The 19,998-nt window shown below is 60.5% G+C and carries 17 protein-coding genes and 1 other annotated feature; of the genes, 6 read left to right on the top strand and 11 right to left on the bottom strand.

The window, feature by feature from the left end:
* Window positions 1-723: 723 nt before the first annotated feature.
* Window positions 724-1,524: a hypothetical protein gene (locus JJB09_RS26030; protein ID WP_201664012.1), complete on the bottom strand. Its 801-nt coding sequence runs from the start codon at window positions 1,522-1,524 to the stop codon at window positions 724-726.
* Window positions 1,525-1,596: 72 nt separating this feature from the next.
* Between JJB09_RS26030 and JJB09_RS26025 the strand changes: the two genes are divergently transcribed.
* Window positions 1,597-2,828, top strand: a protein-coding gene (locus JJB09_RS26025; RefSeq protein WP_246748998.1) for an IS3 family transposase whose coding sequence is annotated in 2 segments (ribosomal slippage) — window positions 1,597-1,891 and window positions 1,891-2,828 — 1,233 coding nt in all. Because the reading frame shifts where the segments join, the coding sequence is not laid out codon by codon here.
* Window positions 1,881-1,997 (top strand) — a sequence feature (AL1L pseudoknot). Its footprint overlaps the gene before it by 117 nt.
* Window positions 2,829-2,990: 162 nt before the next feature.
* On the opposite strand, the gene JJB09_RS26020 is transcribed toward JJB09_RS26025, so the two are convergent.
* The 6 genes from JJB09_RS26020 to JJB09_RS25995 are packed head-to-tail and all read right to left on the bottom strand — an operon-like array spanning window position 2,991 to window position 7,684.
* Window positions 2,991-3,668, bottom strand: a complete 678-nt coding sequence (locus JJB09_RS26020; protein ID WP_201664011.1) for a helix-turn-helix domain-containing protein — start codon at window positions 3,666-3,668, stop codon at window positions 2,991-2,993.
* A 51-nt stretch (window positions 3,669-3,719) separates the two neighbouring features.
* The gene (locus tag JJB09_RS26015; protein WP_201664010.1) at window positions 3,720-4,409 is read right to left on the bottom strand and encodes a class II aldolase/adducin family protein; all 690 of its coding nucleotides are present in this window, start codon (window positions 4,407-4,409) and stop codon (window positions 3,720-3,722) included.
* Window positions 4,402-5,202, bottom strand: coding sequence for a nucleoside phosphorylase (locus tag JJB09_RS26010; RefSeq protein WP_201664009.1), 801 nt, complete (start codon window positions 5,200-5,202; stop codon window positions 4,402-4,404). The genes JJB09_RS26015 and JJB09_RS26010 overlap by 8 nt, the downstream gene beginning before the upstream one ends.
* A 51-nt stretch (window positions 5,203-5,253) precedes the next feature.
* Complete coding sequence (locus tag JJB09_RS26005) at window positions 5,254-5,994, bottom strand: amino acid ABC transporter ATP-binding protein (protein WP_210341832.1); 741 nt, start codon at window positions 5,992-5,994, stop codon at window positions 5,254-5,256.
* A complete protein-coding gene (locus JJB09_RS26000) occupies window positions 5,991-6,845 on the bottom strand; it encodes an amino acid ABC transporter permease (RefSeq protein WP_201664008.1) in 855 nt (284 codons plus the stop codon). The genes JJB09_RS26005 and JJB09_RS26000 overlap by 4 nt, the downstream gene beginning before the upstream one ends.
* A gap of 2 nt (window positions 6,846-6,847) precedes the next feature.
* Window positions 6,848-7,684 (bottom strand): ABC transporter substrate-binding protein, encoded by an 837-nt coding sequence (locus JJB09_RS25995; RefSeq protein ID WP_201664007.1) that lies wholly within the window; start codon window positions 7,682-7,684, stop codon window positions 6,848-6,850.
* Between the two features lie 137 nt (window positions 7,685-7,821).
* Here JJB09_RS25995 and JJB09_RS25990 point away from each other — a divergent pair, with 137 nt between their 5' ends.
* The 3 genes from JJB09_RS25990 to JJB09_RS25980 are packed head-to-tail and all read left to right on the top strand — an operon-like array spanning window position 7,822 to window position 11,397.
* On the top strand, window positions 7,822-9,090 hold the full coding sequence (locus tag JJB09_RS25990; RefSeq protein WP_201664006.1) for a trans-sulfuration enzyme family protein: 1,269 nt from the start codon (window positions 7,822-7,824) through the stop codon (window positions 9,088-9,090).
* On the top strand, window positions 9,087-10,325 hold the full coding sequence (locus JJB09_RS25985) for a tetratricopeptide repeat protein (RefSeq protein ID WP_201664005.1): 1,239 nt from the start codon (window positions 9,087-9,089) through the stop codon (window positions 10,323-10,325). The genes JJB09_RS25990 and JJB09_RS25985 overlap by 4 nt, the downstream gene beginning before the upstream one ends.
* A gap of 10 nt (window positions 10,326-10,335) precedes the next feature.
* Complete coding sequence (locus JJB09_RS25980; protein ID WP_201664004.1) at window positions 10,336-11,397, top strand: translation initiation factor eIF-2B alpha/beta/delta subunit family protein; 1,062 nt, start codon at window positions 10,336-10,338, stop codon at window positions 11,395-11,397.
* 236 nt (window positions 11,398-11,633) lie between these two features.
* Here JJB09_RS25980 and lpdA read toward each other — a convergent pair whose 3' ends face one another.
* The 3 genes from lpdA to mdeB are packed head-to-tail and all read right to left on the bottom strand — an operon-like array spanning window position 11,634 to window position 17,365.
* Window positions 11,634-13,349, bottom strand: a complete 1,716-nt coding sequence (lpdA, locus tag JJB09_RS25975) for a dihydrolipoyl dehydrogenase (protein WP_201664003.1) — start codon at window positions 13,347-13,349, stop codon at window positions 11,634-11,636.
* Window positions 13,350-13,357: 8 nt separating this feature from the next.
* On the bottom strand, window positions 13,358-14,641 hold the full coding sequence (locus tag JJB09_RS25970; RefSeq protein ID WP_201664002.1) for a 2-oxo acid dehydrogenase subunit E2: 1,284 nt from the start codon (window positions 14,639-14,641) through the stop codon (window positions 13,358-13,360).
* A gap of 30 nt (window positions 14,642-14,671) precedes the next feature.
* Window positions 14,672-17,365, bottom strand: a complete 2,694-nt coding sequence (gene mdeB, locus JJB09_RS25965; RefSeq protein WP_201664001.1) for an alpha-ketoglutarate dehydrogenase — start codon at window positions 17,363-17,365, stop codon at window positions 14,672-14,674.
* 132 nt (window positions 17,366-17,497) lie between these two features.
* Here mdeB and JJB09_RS25960 point away from each other — a divergent pair, with 132 nt between their 5' ends.
* The gene (locus JJB09_RS25960; RefSeq protein ID WP_201664000.1) at window positions 17,498-17,995 is read left to right on the top strand and encodes an Lrp/AsnC family transcriptional regulator; all 498 of its coding nucleotides are present in this window, start codon (window positions 17,498-17,500) and stop codon (window positions 17,993-17,995) included.
* A 46-nt stretch (window positions 17,996-18,041) separates the two neighbouring features.
* On the opposite strand, the gene JJB09_RS25955 is transcribed toward JJB09_RS25960, so the two are convergent.
* Window positions 18,042-18,524 (bottom strand): Lrp/AsnC family transcriptional regulator, encoded by a 483-nt coding sequence (locus tag JJB09_RS25955; protein WP_201663999.1) that lies wholly within the window; start codon window positions 18,522-18,524, stop codon window positions 18,042-18,044.
* A 252-nt stretch (window positions 18,525-18,776) separates the two neighbouring features.
* Here JJB09_RS25955 and JJB09_RS25950 point away from each other — a divergent pair, with 252 nt between their 5' ends.
* On the top strand, window positions 18,777-19,925 hold the full coding sequence (locus JJB09_RS25950; RefSeq protein ID WP_201663998.1) for a trans-sulfuration enzyme family protein: 1,149 nt from the start codon (window positions 18,777-18,779) through the stop codon (window positions 19,923-19,925).
* Window positions 19,926-19,998 lie beyond the last annotated feature (73 nt).

Genomic DNA, 19,998 nt, shown 5'->3' with positions numbered 1-19,998 from the left:
CTTTTGCTGTCGGTCAGTACATGCATTATCATCCCTTTCGGGACGAAAATGACATCTCGCCAATGTTGCGTCAAGGAGAAGAACCGATCGGGATGATTTTAATGTTTGGCCGCGATTTGATCGGCATTTCATCCCGATCGGGGCGCTAAACATGAGCATAGCTGGAAGTATCGATCTTGGCTTGACTCAGCCGGATGCAGCTATGTCGTGTGCAGAAATGCGGAAATTATTTCCGCATTCGACTTGTAGCCGGGACGGTCTTGAACCAATACGACCCGCCGACAGGTTGTACTGAACCTACGCTATTGTTTTCTCATTAGAACCACATGCTAAACTTGTCGAAATGGTCGTCGATGCCTTCCACCGAGACCTACAGACTCATCCGAGACAAGCGCCAACTTTGGTTGGGATGGCAGCCAGTTTCCAAATGAAAATGACCAACCTGCCTTAAAATCATGGGTTGCAGGATGCGGAAATATTAGCATATCTAGGCTTGCTTTATCCAAGAGCTGTTTTATTCACATGTCCAAGCATCCAATTGTACCGGGTACGGACCTCACGACGATCCGCAACCTTTTCTTGAAACATGAGAGACGACAGGGTCGTTCGCTCCTGGCTACAACCATTGAAGACCTCAAATGCCCCGCTCAGGAAGCCAATGCTTTCCTTACGCGAGTTGCGATGGCTGGCTATCTCGAGTGGAACAGCAAGAATGGCCAAAGCTTAGATTGGGATCTGACTGAGCATGGACGTCGCCTTGTCGCTGACGGTTTCGGCCTTAGAATATCTCCTCATAGGGCTCATGCAATTATCGATGAGGTCATCAAACGGGCGCGGGCGATCAATAGCAATCCAGATCGCCTTGCTCGCGTATAGGAACTCAAGCTGTTCGGCAGTGTACTGGAGCCGGGTCGCGAAGATTACGGGGACGTCGATATCGAAGCGGAAATAGAGGTTCGACGCCTTCCCAAAGAAGAAGTAGCCCAGGCTCACGCCAAAATAACCGCCAAGATTCCCCGCGCCTGGCGGGATCATCTCATCCTTAGGCTCAATGCTGAAGAGAATTATGACAGCCGCAACGCCTTCGGCGCTCTCAAAAAGGGTATTAGGGGCCTCTCCGTTTCTCAGGACGCGACAAAGACACTCGGTTGCGAATTTCGGCGTATCTATCGTTTTGACGTATAGGCCGGTAGGGAGCTTTCGCCTGAAGAAACCATAACACCGCGGACAACACCCCCGCCCAAAACAGCAAATGAGATACCACCTCCCCTTCTTCCGGAGCACACCGTGATCCACCCGGTTGGGATTGCCGGTGTCGATGAAAAAATTCGTTCGGAGAAGCTCAGGGTATCGATGCAAGACCTCGCTTTCACAGAAGCCAAAGTGTGGCTCGGTGAAGAAAGGCCAGACGGTAGCCGCGTCGCCACGAACACAAGCCAAAACCCTTCTCAACGTTTTGCGGGTGCGCAGTTTCTCTTCGATGAATGGCGCGGTCCGAAGCTGACAGGTCTGGAGCTCTTTCAAAGGTCGCTCGATTGGGCTTCACTGAACCGCCCCGGGTTTGTCGGAGGCTCCAACTCGTGAGAAAGTGGAGCTATGACAAGCAAGACAACGAACAAATTTTCATCTGAAATCCGCACCCGAGCCGTGCGACTTGTTTTCGATCACGAAGCCGAACATCCGTCCCGTTGGGCAGCAGTCTCCTCGATAGCGGCCAAGATCGGCTGCTCGGCGCATACGCTCAATGAATGGGTCAAGAGGGCGGAAGTCGATACTGGCAAGCGGGCCGGATTGCCGAGCGATATGGCCGAGAAGATGAAGGCTCTGGAGCGCGAGAACCGCGAGCTTCGTCAGGCCAACGAGATTTTGTTCAAAGCATCTGCTTATTTCGCCCAGGCGGAGCTCGACCGCCCACTGAAGCGATGATTTCTTTCATCGATGAACACCGTTCGGTACTCGGGGTCGAGCCGATCTGCAAGCTGCTGCCGATTGCCCTGTCCACCTATTACGAGACCATCGCCCAACGGCTGGACGTGGATCGCTTGTCGGTCCGCGCCCGCAGCGACATGGCCATGAGGATCGAGATACGCCGGGTATTCGATGAGAACTTCAGGGTCTATGGCGTGCGGAAAGTCTGGCGGCGGTTGCTGCGGGAAGGCTTCGATGTCGCTCTATGCACCGTCGCCCGGCTCATGAGAACGATGGGCCTTCAGGGCATCATTCGTGGCAAACCGGTCCGCACGACGATCAGCGACAAAGCGGCTCCATGTCCGCTCGACCGGGTAAACCGCCAGTTTCGCGCACCACGGCAAAACATGCTGTGGCTTTCCGATTTCACATACGTGGCCACCTGGCAGGGCTTCGTTTACGTGGCTTTCGTGAACGACGCTTTTGCCCGTCGCATCGTTGGCTGGCGCGTGAGCCGGACCGATCATGCCAGCTTCGTCCTCGATGCACTGGAGCAGGCACTCCATGATCGGCGGCCTGTTCATCGCGGCGGGCTGGTCCATCATTCGGACAGAGGCGTTCAATACGTGTCGATCAAATATTCCGAGCGACTGGCGGAGGCCGGGATAGAACCCTCCGTCGGCAACGTCGGCGACTCCTACGACAATGCGCTGGCCGAAACGATCAACGGTCTTTACAAGGCCGAGGTCATTCATCGACGCGGTCCCTGGCGAAACTTCGAAGCTGTCGAATTCGCAACACTCGAATGGGTAGACTGGTTCAACCATCGACGGCTTCTGGAGCCCATCGGAAATATCCCACCAGCCGAAGCCGATAAACGCTACTACGCCATGCTGGACGAACCAGCCATGGCAGCATAACTTAAACCAAACGGCCTCCGGCAAACCCTGGACGGTTCAGTCGACTGAACCATGTCCGACGACTACCATCTAATACTCTCAACTCAAGTTAACCTGACATCACCGTGCCGGTTTCTATGTTGAAAGCCGCTTCGCCGCAGCTGCCGGGCGAACATTACTCACTCAAAATCCGCTCGCGCTGACATCTGAGTCGTCGCGGTCCAACGCCTTCATATCGTTGTAGATCGTCGCCCGGCTGACCTGCATCTGCACCCCAATGCGATCTATTGCGCGGCGCTGTTGAAAGACGTTCTGGTCGCGGAACCAGGCAAGGACCTTCAGCCGCTCGTTGCGGCGTAGGTTCTCGAGTGGCCCGAAGATGGAACGGGCCTTGCGGAGCTGGTCATCGACCACATCGACGGTTTCCGGGGCTGCAGCGAGTTCGCGGACACCGGCTACCAGCCGCCCGTTCCATTCCAGCGGCACGTCGCTCGGCCGCAACTCATTGATCGGCACGATCTCCGAATTCAATGAGGCCAGGACTGGCGTCATGGAATCGATGTAACTGCGGCAGGCGTCCTCATCCAACGGCCTTGCATAGACCACGGCGCGAAAATGCGTGGCACCGGCACGAAACGCCTGAAGAAGGGAGTCCCGAAGACTGTCGGCGATCGCTTCGATCTCGCCCTCGCAATGGCTGACGACACCGTCGGAAAGTTCCGCGATGCCACGTGCTTCAAACGGCGCAACGGCGGCGCGGATGATCGGGCTCTTTCGTCCCGCTGCACCGGGGCCGCAGGAGAAATCGATCGAAACCCGGCCCTTTGGGCTGTCTTCTGCTTCGGAGTCGTCCTTTGTCATGACCCTGCTTTTCCTGGCGCACAGCACGTTTCGGCCGGTCTTGCGCCTGCCTTACGTCTTGGGGTGGCAGTGATAACATGCCCTTGCCGAGCTGTAACGTTTCATCTGGTCGGTTGCTTCGCGCAACTGGCCGTCGTTCAGCGCGCGGGGCGTGCCGACGCTCTTAGCCTTTAACCAGACCTCGGCACACCATTCCAGCAGCACCGTGCGCGCCAGTGCCTTTTCGAGCGTCGGTCCGTAGGAGATCGAGCCATGATTGGCCATCAGCACCGCTGTATGGCCGGGAATCGCCGAGAGGACGGACTGTGCCAGTTCCGGGCTGCCGAAGGTGGCATAGGGCGCGACGGGCACAGCGCCGCCAAGGTCGCACATCTGGTAATGGATCGCCGGCAGTTCATCGGTCAGCATGGTCGCGGCGGTCGCATGGACGGAGTGGGTATGTACGATCGCCGCGCAGTCCGGACAATCCCGGTAGAGAGCGAGATGCAGTTCCAGCTCGGAGGATGGCAGCCATTTGCCGTCGACCCGATTTCCGTCGAGATCGACGACGCATATGTCCTCGGGCGCGAGTTGCATATAGTCCCGCGCACTGGGGGTAATGGCGACGAGGTCGCCGATGCGCTGGCTGACATTGCCCGATGTATTGACGATCAGGCGGCTGGTCAGAAGCTTGCGCGCCGTCTCCGCGACGGACCGGCGCGCTTCCTCCAGCAATGGCTTTGCCGTGGGTATCTCAGCCATGGTGGGATTGCCCGATCGCGACGAAGGCGTCGAGCGCCGCCGTGATCGCCGTGCGGATGCCACGGTCCCGAGCCTCGCCGTCGGGCGCCAGTTTTCCTGCCGCGACATTGCCGGTATGGCCGTCCACCGACAGGATGCAGGCGGAAGGCACCTTGCAGACCTGCCCCAGCACCATGATCGCCGAACATTCCATATCGACGCCCCTGACGCCGGCGCCGGCATAGAGGGCGCTTTCCTCGGCAAGGCCCGGATAGCGGAAGCCGTCCGAGGTGAGTACGAGGCCATAGGCGGCCCGGTCCGTGAGCGTACGAGCAGCGCCGAGCAGCGCCGCCGTCAGGTCGAAATCGGGGACGGCCGGGAAGATGTCGGGCATGTGCTTCTTCGATGCGCCTTCGTCGCGCACCGCACCGGTCGCCACGATGACATCGCCGGGACGCAAGTCCGGATCGGGCGTGCCGCAGGTGCCGACGCGGATGGCGGCACGGACGCCCAGCCGGGGAAGGTCTTGCATGACCATCGCGGCGCCGGGGCTGCCGAGGCCCGTCGAGATCACCGAAACCGGCAGGCCCTTATAAGTGCCGGTATAGGAATGGAACTCGCGGTTCGCCATGACGAGTTGGCCGTTGTCGAAATATTGTTCGGCGATCAGCCGTGCGCGGCCGGGATCACCCGGCAGCAGAACATGAGGCGCGATCTCGCCGGGCAGGCAGCGCGTCGCCCGGCAGGCGGCGCGTTCGGGGCTGTCGCGCTCGACTTGCCGACGGTTGGCGGTATCCCAGATGGTTTCGAGCATGACGGCTCCATTCGCTTGCATGTTTGAGGTGATTCCGGCGCTTCGCGCCGCTCAGATCGGATCGAGCACGCGCTTGAGGAACTGGCGCGTCTGCTCGTGGTCCGGCTGGGTGAAGATTTTCTCGGGCGGGGCTACTTCAAGCAGCGATCCGCCCGACAGGAAGGCGACGCGATCGGCGACCGAGCGCGCAAAGCCCATTTCATGCGTGGCCAGCAGCATGGTGATGCCCTGCGCCTTCAGGTCGCGCACCACCCGCAGCACTTCGCCCACCAATTCTGGATCAAGCGCGGAGGTGATTTCGTCGAGCAGCAGGATTTCCGGCTCCATGGCCAGCGCCCGCGCGATGGCCACGCGCTGCTGCTGGCCGCCCGAGAGCTTGTCGGGATATGTCTCCGCCTTGTCGGCGAGGCCGAAACGCAGCAATAGCTCCATCGCCAGATCCTTCGCTTCGGCCGGCGGTGTCTTCCGGATGCGGGTCTGCGCCAGCGTCAGGTTTTTCAAGACCGACATATGCGGGAACAGGTTGTAGCTCTGGAATACCATGCCGATGCGGCGGCGGACGCGTTCGGGATCATAGCCGGGGACGGAAATGTCCTCGCCGTCGAGCAGGATTTCGCCGTCGTCGATATGCTCAAGCAGGTTGAGGCAACGCAGCAGCGTCGATTTTCCCGAGCCCGAGCCGCCGATCAGGCAGATCAGCTCGGACTTTGCGAGATCCAGCGAAATGCCCTTGCAGACTTCAAGCGCGCCGAAGCTCTTGCGCAGATTGCGAATGGAAAGCTTGGTCATCATCCGGTCCTCCGCGCCCGTTCGCGGGCAATCAGGTAATCCGAAAAGCGGGTTGCGGGGATGGTGATGCACAGGAACAGGATCGCCGCCCCCACATAAGGCGTGAAATTCGCATAAAGCGCCTTGAAGACATTGGCCTGACGCAGCACCTCGATCGGTCCGATGAAAGAGAGAAGCGCCACATCCTTCTGCAGCGAGACCATGAAATTCATGATCGCCGGCATGATCCGCGACACCATCTGCGGCAGGATGATGAAGCGCATCACATCGCCCTGTGAGAAGCCCAACGAGAGCGCGGCGGAAGTCTGGCTCTTGTGGATGGATTCTATGCCCGAGCGGTAGACCTCGGCCAGATAAGCGGAATATGTCAGCGTCAGCGCGACCGAACCCCAGAGATAGGGGCTGTTCCAGGGCGCTTGCAGCCCGAGGCCGGGAATGCCGAAGCCGACGATATAGACCGTCAGGATGATCGGCACCGAGCGGAAAAGGTCGGTATAGAAGATCGCGAATACCTTTAGCGGAAACAGCGTCGGAGACGAGATGTTGCGCATGAGTGCGATGACCAAAGCAAGGACCAGGATGGCCGGCGCACACCAGGCAAACAGCATCAGGTCGATCAGAAAGGCCTGGAGAAGTTTCGGAAACGTCTCGACCAGCAGGTCCCAATTGAAGAAGGCCGTCCGTACGGCTTCCCAGCCCGGCGCCATGGGCACGAAAATGACGACGGCGGCGGCGAAGGCCAGAGAGCTGACCACGGCCAGGCGAATGGACTTGCGCCGGAGGGCCGCCTCATAGGCGGCCCGTGGGCTCAATGTCACGCCTTCGCGCTCATGGCGCAGCGGCAGGGAGGCCATAGTCATTTCCCCAGGTCGATGACGGGGATGCCAGCCTTCTTGTTCAGCCAGGTCGCCTCGAGATTGGCGAGCGTGCCGTCGGCCTTCATATCTGCCAATGCCTTGTTGGCGCAGTCCTTGAGCGGGCTGCCCTTGGCGAAGAGCAGGCCGAATTTGTCGTCGGTCTCATCGTTCGATTTTGCGAACTGGCCGACGATACGGCCGTCCGGATAGCGCACCGCGGTCAGGAACAGCGAGGTCGGCACATCCACCACCGTCGCCTCGGCCTGGTTGGCCATCATCGCGGCCTGAACGTCGGAGAGATCTTCGTAAAGCAGCACGTCCTTGGTCGGCTTGATCACCTTTGAGATGAAGATTGCCGATGTCTGGCCGCTCGCGCCGCCGAATTGCAGATCGCGAATCTTTTCGGCCGACAGGTCGCTGCCCAGGCGCTCTGCCACATCCTTGCGCACGACGAGCGCCTTGCCGGCCAAATAGTAGGGATCGGAGAAGTCGATCGCCTGCGCCCGCTCGGGGCGGATCGAGAACTGCTGGAGGTTGAAGTCAAAGTTTTTCGGCCCCGGCTGGATCGCTTCGTCGAAGCTCGTGCGTACCCAGGCCACGGCGCTCTTTTCGAAGCCCAGGCGTCGGGCGAGTTCCAGTGCGACGGCCGCCTCGTAGCCTTCACCGCTTTCGGGTGCATCGTTCATCACCCAGGGCGAATAGGCGGGATTCCCGGTTGCGATGGTCAGAACGCCCGACGTCATGGTCTTGCCGTCGGCGCAACCAGCGGCGGAAACCGGTGTCGAGGAAACCAGGATCGCGGCTGCGACCGCGGTCAGGCCTGTAATGAATTTCATAGAACGCCTCCCAGTGCTCTTGTTTTAAGCGCGGCATTTGCGCTGAGTGAACTTGACGAGTTAGTCTAATTTTGTCAACCTTCGTCAAATCGAGGGCGCTTTTTTTTAATTTCACGCCCCAATCGGAGGCAGAAACCATGCGTGACACGTCCCCCGGACCCGACCGGCAGAAAAACCGGCTGACCGGAGTCAGTTCCATCGTCACCTCCAGCCGTGACACGCCGTTGCACAGCCACGTGCCGCCAATCTTCCAGACCAGCACGTTTTCCTTCCCCAGCACGGACGCCGCGCTCAGGGCGTTCGGCGGCGAGGACAATGAGAGCTTCGTCTATTCCCGCGGCCGAAACCCCAATGCCGAGGATCTGGCTCGCAAGCTTTCCTGGCTTGAAGCGCGTGACCTCATGGCCGAGACCGGGGCGGATTCGGTCGACACGGTGGCGGCAGGGCGGATCTTTTCCTCCGGCATGGGGGCGATTTCAGCGCTCCTCTCCTCGCAGCTTTCCATGGGTGACGTCGTGCTGAGCCAGGCCAGCCTCTATGGCGGCACCTTCAGCTTCATGAAGGAAATCTGCCCGCGCATGGGGGTCGAGGTCCGGTTCGTTTCTTCTTTTTTGCCCGAGGACTGGGTGCGCGCGCTGGAAATGCATCCCAAGGCAAAGCTTGTCTATATCGAAACACCGTCGAACCCGACGATGGAGATCCACGACATCCGGGCGCTGGCGGACATCGCGCACGCCGCCGGCGCGCGCCTTGCTGTGGATAATACATTCGCCACGCCCTACCTTCAGCAGCCGCTGTCGCTCGGCGCCGATTATGTCGTGCATTCGCTGACCAAGTTCATTTCCGGGCATGGCGCGACGATCGGCGGCGCCGTGATCTCGCGCCGGCCCGAGGAGGTTAGCCTCTACAGCCATTTCTGGAAGCATGCGATCGAACTCGGCGCCTCGCCGAGCCCCTTCGACTGCTGGCTGACCGACATGGGCCTCAAGACGCTGGAACTGAGGATGATGCGACATTCGGCCAACGCACTCGCCATCGCGCAACTGCTCGATGGCCATCCCAAGGTCGATTCGGTCTCCTATCCGGGGCTCGCGGCCCATCCGCAGCACGACCTCGCCCGCGCGCAGATGCGAGGCGGATTCGGAGGCCTGCTGACCTTCGAACTCAAGGACGGCCTTGCCGGATCCAAGCGGTTCATGGATAGCTTGTCCATTCCGTCGATCGCCATCAGCCTGGGCTCAGTGGACAGCCTGGTCCAATGCCCCGCCCTGATGACGCACAGCAATATGAGCCGTGAGGATCAGCGCGCCGCGGGCATTTCCGATGGCCAAATCCGGTTGTCTGTGGGCATCGAGAGTATCGAGGACCTGGCGACCGACATCCTTCAGGCGCTGGATCGGGCATGATGGCCATGACGGGGTTCGATTCCTACGGCTATGCGCTCGCGGCTGATCCGGCAGCCGTTCCGCATTTCCTGGCCGGCCTTGCCGATGCGCTGAGCTTCGATGCCAGCGGCATTCCCGCGCTCGAAGCCAGTGTCGCGGCCGATCCCGGCTTTCCGCTGGCACATGCGTTTCTCGGCCGGCAGCAATTCATCCACGGCCAGCGCGCATCCGGGCGCGCGGCCATGAAGCGCGCCCTGACATTGAATGCCGCAAGCACGAAGCGCGAGGCTTCGACTGTTCGACTGCTCGACCTCGCAATGGAGGATCGCGAAGCAGCGCTGGTGGGGGCGCTCGAGCACCTGGAAAACTGGCCCTGCGACGTGATCGTCTTTTCACTTCTCATCGGGCCGTTCGGACTGTTTTCCTCGTCGGGCCGACGCGACTGGCGCGAGGTGAGCCTTGCACTCATGGAGCACTATCGCTCTGCCCTGCCGGCGGACGACTGGTGGTTTGTCTCCAATCTGTCCTTCTCGCAGGCCGAAGCGGGCCAGTCGGCACAGGCGCTCGAAACCGGCCAATACGCGCTAGCTCTCAAGGAGACCGGCCTCGCGGTGCATTCGATCAGCCACGCGCAGCTCGAACTGGGAATGAAGGATGAAGGCCTGCGCTTCGCACATAACTGGCTTGCGGGTTCCGGCGGGAACTCGGACATGCGCCATCATATCAATTGGCATGCCGCGGTCTTCGAGTTCGACCTGAAGACGGGTGATGCCGGACACCTGCACCGGCATTTCGCCGATAGGATGAGCGCTGCGGTCTGCGATCCTATGCCGCTCTCCACCTTTTCGGACAATGCCTCGTTCCTGTGGCGAATGGCATTGCGCGGAATTGTGCCCCCGCCGGAAACCGTTGCCGAAACCCTTGCCTATATGGACAGGCATTTCGCATTTTCCGGCTTCGCCTTCGCCGATCTGCACCGCATCGCAATTACGGCGCTCGATGGCGGCGTCGACCGCAAGGATGCACTCGCGCGCGACCTGCGCCGTCAGTGCGAACAGGAAGGTACGGAAACCGGCCAACTGCTCGTCACCCTCTGCGATGCGTTTTTCGCTTTTGCCGAGGGCCGCTATCGAGCGGCCACGGCCTTGCTTGCCCCGGCGCTTGACGGTGCGGTGCTGCTGGGCGGCTCGAACCCGCAACGCCGTCTCGTTGCCGACACGTTCGAAGCCGCAAACGCACGCCTTTCGAACGGTTGAGGAGGAACGAATGGATCGCAACATGGGACTGGAAGGGATTTTCGCCGAGGACGATCTGCCACGGCTGATCCGTCGTTCCGGCATGGCGGACTGGCTGGGCGACCGGGTCAGGATCCTCGACCGTCGGCAATTGCCGGGACGGGTCGATTATGTCGACTGCACTACGGCCGAAGAAGTCGCGGCCGCGATACGGGACATGGTAATCCAGGGGGCCTTTTCGATTGCCATCGCGGCAGGTTACGGCCTGGCGCTGGGTGCGCGGAATGCAACGATGGCGGAAATCGAAGCGACCGCCGCCATGCTGCGGGCGACACGGCCGACCGGGCTGGCACTCAGCCGGATGCTGGACGCGGCGCTGGCGGCAGCACGGACGGTCGGTACCGACCGAGCGGCGGCCATCGTCGCCTTGACCGATCGCGCAGCGGCGGCGCTGGCGCGGCAGGGTTACGAAACCGGCCGCAACGCCTGCGCCCTCATTCCCGACGGGGCGACGATTCTGACGCACTGTTTTCCCGACAGGTCCTATGCCTATCTCCTGCTCGCGGCAAAGGCCGAGGGCAAGCACTACACGATCGTCTGCAGCGAGACCCGCCCTTACCTGCAGGGCGCGCGGTTGACGGCGCTGGTCGCCACCGAACTCGGCTTTCCCACCCATGTCATCACCGACGGCATGGGCGGCTACCTGATGCGCGAGAACTTCGTTTCGCATTTCATCACGGCGGCGGACCGCGTGTGCCTGGACGGCACGGTCTGCAACAAGATCGGGACCTATCAATATGCGCTGGCATGCGCAGACAACGACAAGCCCTACATCGTCTTGCGCCAGAGTGGACCGGACCCCGACAGCCGCGACGAGTCCGACATCCATGTCGAGATGCGGGAAGGACGCGAAGTCGTGGAGTTCCTCGGCCAGCGCACGGCGCCGCTCGCTGCGACTGGGCTTTACCCGACATTCGACATCGTCCCGCCCCGCCTCGTGCGCCGGATCGTGACCGACCGCGGTGATTTCGCTCCAGATGCCGTCGCAGCCTATTTCGACCGACCAACTGTGGTGCTTGACGCGGTTCTGTAGGGAGTCTCGGCAGAAGATCCGCCTCAAAGCATGGCGGCAAGTGTCTCGCTGGTGCTGCTGCGCGTGCGACAGATTTCCAATGCCCCATTGCCCGGAGGCGGTGCAGATGGATGGCAAGGGAGCGACGCGGCTAGCCGTGATCTTACTGTAGGTTGTCCATTCGAAGCCGGTCGCCCAGCAGCGGCCGGACCGACCGCTCCTGGGCATTGTTTGAACCAGTTTTACGTTCAGACGTCCTACTTTTTTGAAGTGGGCGGCAGGTCAGTGCAGGTGTTTTCGGCCACTTCCGCGGCCATGCCGATGGTTTCTCCGAGGGTTGGATGCGGGTGGATAGTTTTGCCGATATCGACGGCATCGGCCCCCATTTCGATTGCCAGGCAGATTTCCCCGATCATGTCGCCGGCCGAAGGCCCGATGATTGATCCGCCGATGATCCGGTGGGTGTCGGCATCGAAAATAAGCTTGGTCTGACCGTAATCCGCGCCGTTGGCGATGGCGCGTCCCGATGCGGCCCAGGGGAACCTGGCGACCTTCACGGTGCGGCCGGCAGCTTTTGCCGAATCCTCGGTCACCCCGACCCAGGCAATCTCAGGGTCTGTATAGGCGACCGACGGCACCACCTTGGCGTCCATGAAGCCTTTAGCGCCGGTTGCGGCTTCCGCGGCCACATGGGCCTGATGCACAGCCTTGTGGGCCAGCATCGGATTGCCGGTGACATCGCCGACCGCAAAGATAGTGGGCGAAGTCGTACGCATTTGCGCATCTACCTCGATGAAGCCCTGGGCGTTGATGTTCAGGCCAGCAGCGGCGGGATCGAGCGCTTCGGCGGCAGGGCGGCGCCCGGCGGCCTGAAGGATCAGATCGTAGCAGTGCTCGCCAGCGCCTTCACCGCCGGTTTTGACCACGAGCGCCTCCGGCGTTGCCTCGACGCTTTCCACGCGGGTGCCAAGCAGGATGTTATCGAAACGGTGCGCATTGCGCTTGCGCCAGATCGCCACCACGTCACGGTCGACGTCGGGTAGAAGCTTGTCGGCCACTTCGACAATGTCGATGCGTGCGCCGAGCGCGCTGTAGACCGTCGCCATTTCCAGCCCGATGATGCCGCCACCGATCACCAGCATGCGCTCGGGGATGAATGGCAGTTCGAGTGCGCCGGTGGAATCGACGATGCGTGGATCCCTCGGCAGGAACGGCAGATGAACCCGCGCCGAGCCTGCGGCAATGATCGCCTTGGCAAAGGTAATGCGGCGCGTCCTGGCGTCGTGCAGATCGACATGAACTGCGGTGGCATCGGCAAAGCGGGCGGTGCCACGCACTACGTCGACCTTGCGCATTTTTGCCATGGCCTTCAATCCGTCGGTGAGCTTGCCGACGGTCGCCGATTTGAAGCCGCGCAACTTGTCGAGGTCGATGCTGGGCGCACCGAAGCTGACGCCATGCTGGCTGAGGCGTTCGGCTTCTTCCTTGACGGCGGCGATATGCAGCAGCGCCTTTGATGGAATGCAGCCGACATTGAGGCAGACCCCGCCAAGCGTCGCCTCGCGTTCGACGAGGATGACGCGCTGGCCAAGGTCCGCCGCTCGGAATGCAGCGGAATAGCCGCCGGGACCGCCGCCGATCACCAAGACATCGCAATCGACATTGCCGGCGACGGGCTGTGGAGCGATCGCGGGCGCTGGATGCGCCGGGGTTGCCTCTGGCGCTTTCGCCTGAGCGGTCTCGATGGTGGCGATCAAACCGCCGGTCGAGACCCGGCCGCCGAGGCTGAGTTCGACCGATACGATGCGGCCGGCGACGGGTGACGGTACGTCGATCGATGCCTTGTCGGATTCCAGCACGATGAGCGACTGTTCGAGCGCGACGTCGTCGCCGGGCTTGATCAGGATTTCGATGACGCCGACATCGGCAAAATCGCCCAGTTCCGGCACCCTGATTTCAGTGATATTGCGCATGCTGGGCCTCAGATGATCGCGCGGCGGAAATCGCCAAGAAGGGCAGCGATATGGCCCAGGAATTTAGCCGCAGCGACACCATCGATGACCCGGTGGTCCCATGACAGGCTAACGGGCATGATGAGGCGTGGCTGGAAGGTAGCGCCATCCCAGGCGGCTTCCATCGCCGAGCGCCCAGCACCAAGGATGGCCACTTCGGGAGCATTGATGATCGGGGTAAAGCCCGCGCCGCCAATGCCGCCAAGCGAGGACACTGAGAAACAGCCGCCTTGCATATCGGCGGCACCCAAAGCACCTTCGCGCGCCTTTTCCGCGAGGCGGCGCATTTCAGTGCCGATTTCGAGCACACCCTTGCGATCGCAGTCGCGGATCACCGGCACCATCAGTCCCTTCGGCGTATCGGCGGCAAAGCCGATATGCACGTAGTTTTTCATCACCAGTTCTTCGCCGTCGAGCGAGGCATTGAAACGGGGATAGGCTTTGAGCGCCAGGGCGGATGCCTTGATCAGAAAGGCGACCATGGTCAACTTGGCGTCTTTCGATGCCGCGTTGAGCTCCTTGCGGAACTCTTCCAGCCCGGTGACATCGGCCTTGTCGAAATTGGTGACATGGGGAATGGTCAGCCAGTTGCGTGTCAGGTTTGCGCCTGAGATCTTCTGGATACGCGACAGAGGCTGGCGTTCGACGGGACCGTATTTCTCGAAATCGACCGACGGCCACGCGGGCAGGCCAGCGCCAATGCCTGAAGAAACGACGGAGCCGGATGGGGGGGACGACAGGCGTTGCTTGACATGGGCAGTCACGTCTTCGCGACGGATGCGACCCTTGTCACCGGTTGCCTTGACCGCAGCCAGATCGACACCCAGTTCGCGTGCGAAAACGCGCACCGACGGCGTTGCGTGTGCAGTCGAAGAGGGGGCGATGTCGATAGCAGGTGCAGGCATTGCGACCGGCGCTTCCTTTTGCTGAGGTGCTTCGGCGATAACGACCGCCGGAGGTGCCACTGCCGTTGCCGGCGCTCCTTCCTGAGCTGGTGCTGTGACGGAGTTTGCAGTCGGTTCGATTACCAGCAGCCGCGCGCCTTGCGAGACGCGGGTGCCGATCTCGATCAGGATCTCTCTCACCGTGCCGGCGGACGGCGACGGGATTTCCAGTGTGGCTTTGTCGGATTCAACCGTCATCAACTGGTCATCCACGGCGATCACATCGCCGGGCTTGACCAGAATTTCGATGATTGGCACGTCTTTATAGTCGCCGATGTCGGGCAGTCTGATTTCCATTGTCTGGCTCATGTCAATTCTTTCGCAATTCAACCGGCGGGATCAGCGCGTCCAGGGAGCATCGACCGTGTCGATGCCGTAACGGGCAATGGCGTCGGCGACGATTTGTGGCTTCAACGATCCTTCCGCCACCAATGCTGCAAGGGCTGCAACCGTCACATGCCGGTGATCGACCTCGAAGAAATCGCGGAGCGCCGTGCGCGTGTCGCTGCGGCCAAAACCATCGGTGCCGAGCGCGGTAAACGGTGCCTCGACGTAAGAGGCGATCAGTTGCGGATAGGCGCGGACATAATCGGTTGCGGCAATAACCGGCATCTTGCCTGGAAGGCATGCCTGCAAATGGCTCTCGACCGGCTTTTGCAGCGGGTTGTAGCGGTTTTGGCGTTCGGCCTCTTGGGCATCGCGCGCCAGTTCGGCAAAGCTGGTGGCGCTCCAGACTTCCGACGCCACGCCCCAGTCTTCTTCCAGCATGCGGGCTGCTTCGATCACCTGTGGCAGGATCGCACCGGAACCGATCAGACGCACGCAACCGTCAGTCTTGTGCGGCTGACGCTTTTCGAAGCGATAGAGGCCCTTGACGATATCCTTCTCCACGCCATCAGGCATGGTTGGCTGGGCGTAGTTCTCGTTCATCGCGGTGATGTAGTAGAATTCGTCCTTGCCTTCCTCCATCATGGCGCGGGCGCCGTGATCGACGATAACAGCCATTTCGTAGGCAAAGGCCGGATCGTAGGCGCGGCAATTGGGGATCGTGGCGGCGATCAGGTGGCTGGAGCCGTCCTGATGCTGCAGGCCTTCGCCGGCAAGCGTGGTGCGGCCTGCGGTGGCGCCGATGAGGAAGCCGCGCGCGCGCTGGTCGGCAGCGGCCCAGATAAGGTCGCCGACACGCTGGAAGCCGAACATAGAGTAATAGATGTAGAACGGCAGCATGCCCAAGCCATGCACGCTGTAGGACGTGGCGGCCGCAACCCACGACGAAATCGCGCCGGCTTCGGTAATGCCTTCTTCGAGCAACTGGCCGTCCCTGGATTCCTTGTAGTAGAGCATCGAGCCCGCATCTTCAGGCTCATAGAGCTGGCCGACCGGCGAATAGATGCCGACCTGGCGAAACAGGTTGGCCATGCCGAAGGTGCGCGCCTCATCGGCAACGATCGGCACGATGCGCGGGCCGAGCGCCTTGTCCTTCAACAGGTTGGAGAACAGCCGCACCACCACCATGGTGGTCGACATTTCCTTGCCGTCGGAATTCAGCGCAAAATCGGCGTAGCCTGAAAGGGCCGGAACCGGCACGGCGTCGGCATTTCTGCGGCGCGACGGGAGATAGCCGCCCAGCATTTCGCGGCGACCGCGCAGATAGTTCAGTTCGGCACTGTCTTCGGCCGGGCGATAGAAATCGAGATTCTCGACCTGCTCGTTGGAAAGCGGCAGGGCAAAGCGATCGCGGAATGCCAGCAAGCCTGCGACATCGAGCTTCTTGGCCTGATGGGCGGTCATACGGGATTCGCCGGCGCCACCCATGCCGTAGCCCTTCTTGGTCTTGGCAAGAATGACGGTCGGGCGGCCCTTGGTGTTCCTGGCGGCCTCGAAGGCGGCGAACAGTTTCTTGAAGTCATGGCCGCCGCGCTTCAGGGCGTCGACGTCCTGATCCGACATATGCGCCACCAGCGCGCGCACTTGCGGATCCTCCTCGAAGAAATGGGTGAGATTGTAAGCACCGTCCTTGGCGCCGAGAGTCTGGTACTTGCCGTCGACTGTTGCTGCAAAACGGCGCAGCAGCGCATGCTGCTTGTCGCGTGCAAACAGCGCATCCCATTCCGATCCCCAGAGAACCTTGATGACATTCCAGCCAGCGCCGCGGAACGTGCCTTCGAGTTCTTGGATAATCTGACCGTTGCCGCGCACCGGACCATCGAGACGCTGAAGATTGCAATTGATCACGAAGGTCAGATTGTCGAGCTTTTCGCGTGCGGCGATCGACAGGCCGGCAATGGATTCCGGCTCGTCCATCTCGCCATCGCCGAACACGCCCCAGACATGACGGCCATCGGTCTTGACCAGATCGCGGTCGCGCAGATAGCGCATGAAGCGGGCCTGATAGACGGCCGTGAGCGGTCCTATCCCCATCGAGCCGGTCGGAACCTGCCAGAAGTCCGGCATCAGCCAGGGATGCGGATAGGAGCAAAGCCCGTTGCCGCCGATTTCCTGGCGATAACGCTTCAGATTGTCTTCCGAAAGGCGGCCTTCGAGGAAGGCGCGGGCATAGACACCGGGGGCAGAATGCGGCTGGAAAAACACGACGTCGCCGCTGTCGGAGCAAGAGTTGCCCTGGAAGAAATGATTGAAGCCGATTTCAAAGATTTCTGCCGCCGAGGCGTAGCTTGCGATATGGCCGCCGAGTTCGCCATAGGCCTTGTTGGCGCGCATGACCATGGCCAGCGCGTTCCAGCGGATGATCGCGGTGATGCGCTCTTCCATGGCAATATCGCCAGGAAATGGCGGCTGATTGTCCAGCGCGATGGTGTTGCGATAGGGAATGAAGGGAAGCGTATCCGATACGATGCCGAGATCCTTGGCCTTGCGGTCGAGTGCGTCGAGGATGAATTCCGCGCGTGTGCGGCCCGAATTGGCCAGCAGTGATTCCAGCGAGGCGAGCCAATCCAGTGTTTCCGACGGATCGACATCGGCGGATGCGATCTGCCCGTTTCCCGAAGACACAGAAGAATTTTTATTGAGCATGGTACCGTCCAGTTCCCTTTCGAATTTGCACTGGAAGGTATCGAAATTGAAAAAGCATTTCCTGCTTTAGATGTTGTGGCTTCCCACCATATCGGCATAGTGTGCCGCAAAATTTCACTTTTGGAGTGCTTTATGCGTGAATTCGAACTGGATGCCACAGACATCCGCATCCTGAATGAAATACAGATGGATGCGAGTCTGACCAATGTCGAGCTGGCATCACGTGTCGGATTGTCGCCGTCGCCATGTCTGGCACGGGTGCGCGCCTTGGAGGAGGCCGGGATCATATTACGCCGGGTGGCACTGCTCGATCCTGTTCAGCTTGGGGCCAATATAAGCGTGTTCATCCAGGTGACGCTCGAACGGCAGACTGAATCGGTTCTCGAGGTTTTCGAGGCCACGATGATGCGGTTTCCGGAGGTCATGGAGTGCTACCTGATGACCGGCGATTCAGATTACCTGCTGCGGGTCGTGGTGCGGGACACGGTGGCGCTGCAGCATTTCATCGTCGAACACCTCTCGAAGGCCAAGGGCGTCGCGAACATACGCTCGAGCTTTTCGCTGAAACAGGTCAAGTACAAGACGGCCTTGCCGCTGGAGTATCTTGTCCGCCTGCGTGATCGTCGCTAGGAGAAAGGCGCGAAATCCTCTTGTCGCGGACGCCGATCCAGGTCAATCAGTTCTCGTCGAAGAGATGAATTGGCTGCAGCTTGATATGTTGCGCGACCGTAATGGAGCGATATGTCTTGATGATAGGGCATCTTCGCATGAATTCGCGCGATACTTCCCGAAACTCGTCCATATCCGTCACGTTGACACAGGCCAGTATGTCGGTGTCACCGGTAATGACATCGCACGACGAAATATAGGGCGAAGCCCTCAGCACGTCCAAAAGCTCATTGAACAAATTGAGCTGATGTGACGACAGCGAGATTTCAACCCAGATTGCCATTTTCCGCTCGGCATGCGCCCGGCTGACGACCGACACGTCACCGATAATCACGCCATTGTCGCGCAGGCGGCGGATCCGCCGGTGGCATGCGGGTTGAGAAATGCCCACCTTGTCGGCCAGTTGCTGGACACTCACCTGGCTGGACTGCTGAAGCAGGTTCAGCAGTTTGCGGTCTATGCGATCCAGAACCACTTTTGCGGAAGACATTCAGCACTCCATGTGGCCACCGAGATTGCCCATCTAGACGTAACTTCTCCCCAGAGCAAGACCGGCCGCGGCGTGCCAAGTCAATTGGGAATGACAGTTTTATGCGTACAGCGACCCTGGCGGTTATAAATTTACCGCGTCGCGCGCCGAAATAGAGAAAACCGTCGAAAGGACTGGTGGCATAGTCGGGAAATGTTTATCGGCTCCAGCGCCTCAGGTGCTTCAGCGCCTTCTAATGGATCTCAGAATCGAATGTCGCATTACGTCGCAGATACAACACTCGCCCAAGGTTACTGTGACGAGCATGACCCCACCGGCGCCGTTGTTCCTCCCATCCATCTGGCGACGACGTTCCTGCGTCCACCCGAAGGCTACTCGCCAACCGGATGGAGCTATAGCCGTTACGGCTATCCCGGCCTGGAAATGCCCGAGGCGACGTTGAAGGTCCTCGAGGGCGCTGCGGACTGCCGTTTGTTCAGTTCTGGTATGTCCGCCATGACCGCGGTTGTCATGGCCCTCCAACCGGGCGATCACTGCGTGTTTCCCATCGACATGTACCACGGCCTCAGGACCTGGCTGAAAGGCTTTTCGACCCATTGGGGCATTCGGTTCGACCATGTCGACATGACCGATCTGGACAAGGTTCGCCAAGCCGTGATTCCGGGCGTGACGCGTCTGGTCTGGGCTGAAACCCCGTCCAACCCCCATTGGCAGATCTACGATCTTGCGGCTCTGGCCGAGATTGCGCACAAGGCAGGGGCTCGATTGGTCGTCGACAATACGGTTGCTACGCCGATACTTGCCAGGCCGCTGGCATTTGGCGCGGATATCGTCGTTCACTCTGCTACCAAATATCTCAATGGCCACAGCGACGTTCTGGCCGGGGCGGCGCTGACAGCGACCGTCGATGATTTCTGGGGACGGGTCTTGTTCAACCGTGATTATCACGGCGGTATTCTCGGCCAGTTCCAAGCGGCCTTGCTCATGCGCGGCATGCGCACATTGCATCTACGCGTTGCCCGGGCTTGTGAATCGGCGATGGCTTTGGCCGAGGCTCTCAAAGATCATCCCTCGGTGAACGCCGTGTTTTATCCCGGTCTGCCAACGCATCCGGGTCATGCTCTGGCGACCCGTCAGATGGCCGGGGGCTTTGGCGGCATGCTCTCCATTATCGTCGCAGGCGGGGCCGAAGAGGCCGAGCGCATCATGACGCGGACAAAAATCTGGAAGCCGGCGACATCGCTGGGTGGGGTGGAAAGCCTGATCGAGCGGCGCGAGGCGGTCGAAGGCCCCAATTCGCATGTCGATCCAGGACTGCTCCGGCTATCGGCCGGCGTCGAAGCCACCAGAGATCTGATTGACGATTTGTTCGCGGCGCTTGACGCGAAAAATGGCAACTAGACGACCCGCCGGCCGATCGCGTCGCTGTTATCGGCCACGACACAATCTCAATAAAAACAAACAAGTAATTGGG

The sequence above is a fragment of the Phytoamicus setariae genome (assembly GCF_016722925.1).
Classification (GTDB): Bacteria; Pseudomonadota; Alphaproteobacteria; order Rhizobiales; family Rhizobiaceae; genus Rhizobium_E; species Rhizobium_E setariae.
The sequence above is the reverse complement of the archived record's forward strand: the minus strand, read 5'-3'. Positions and strand labels throughout refer to the sequence as shown.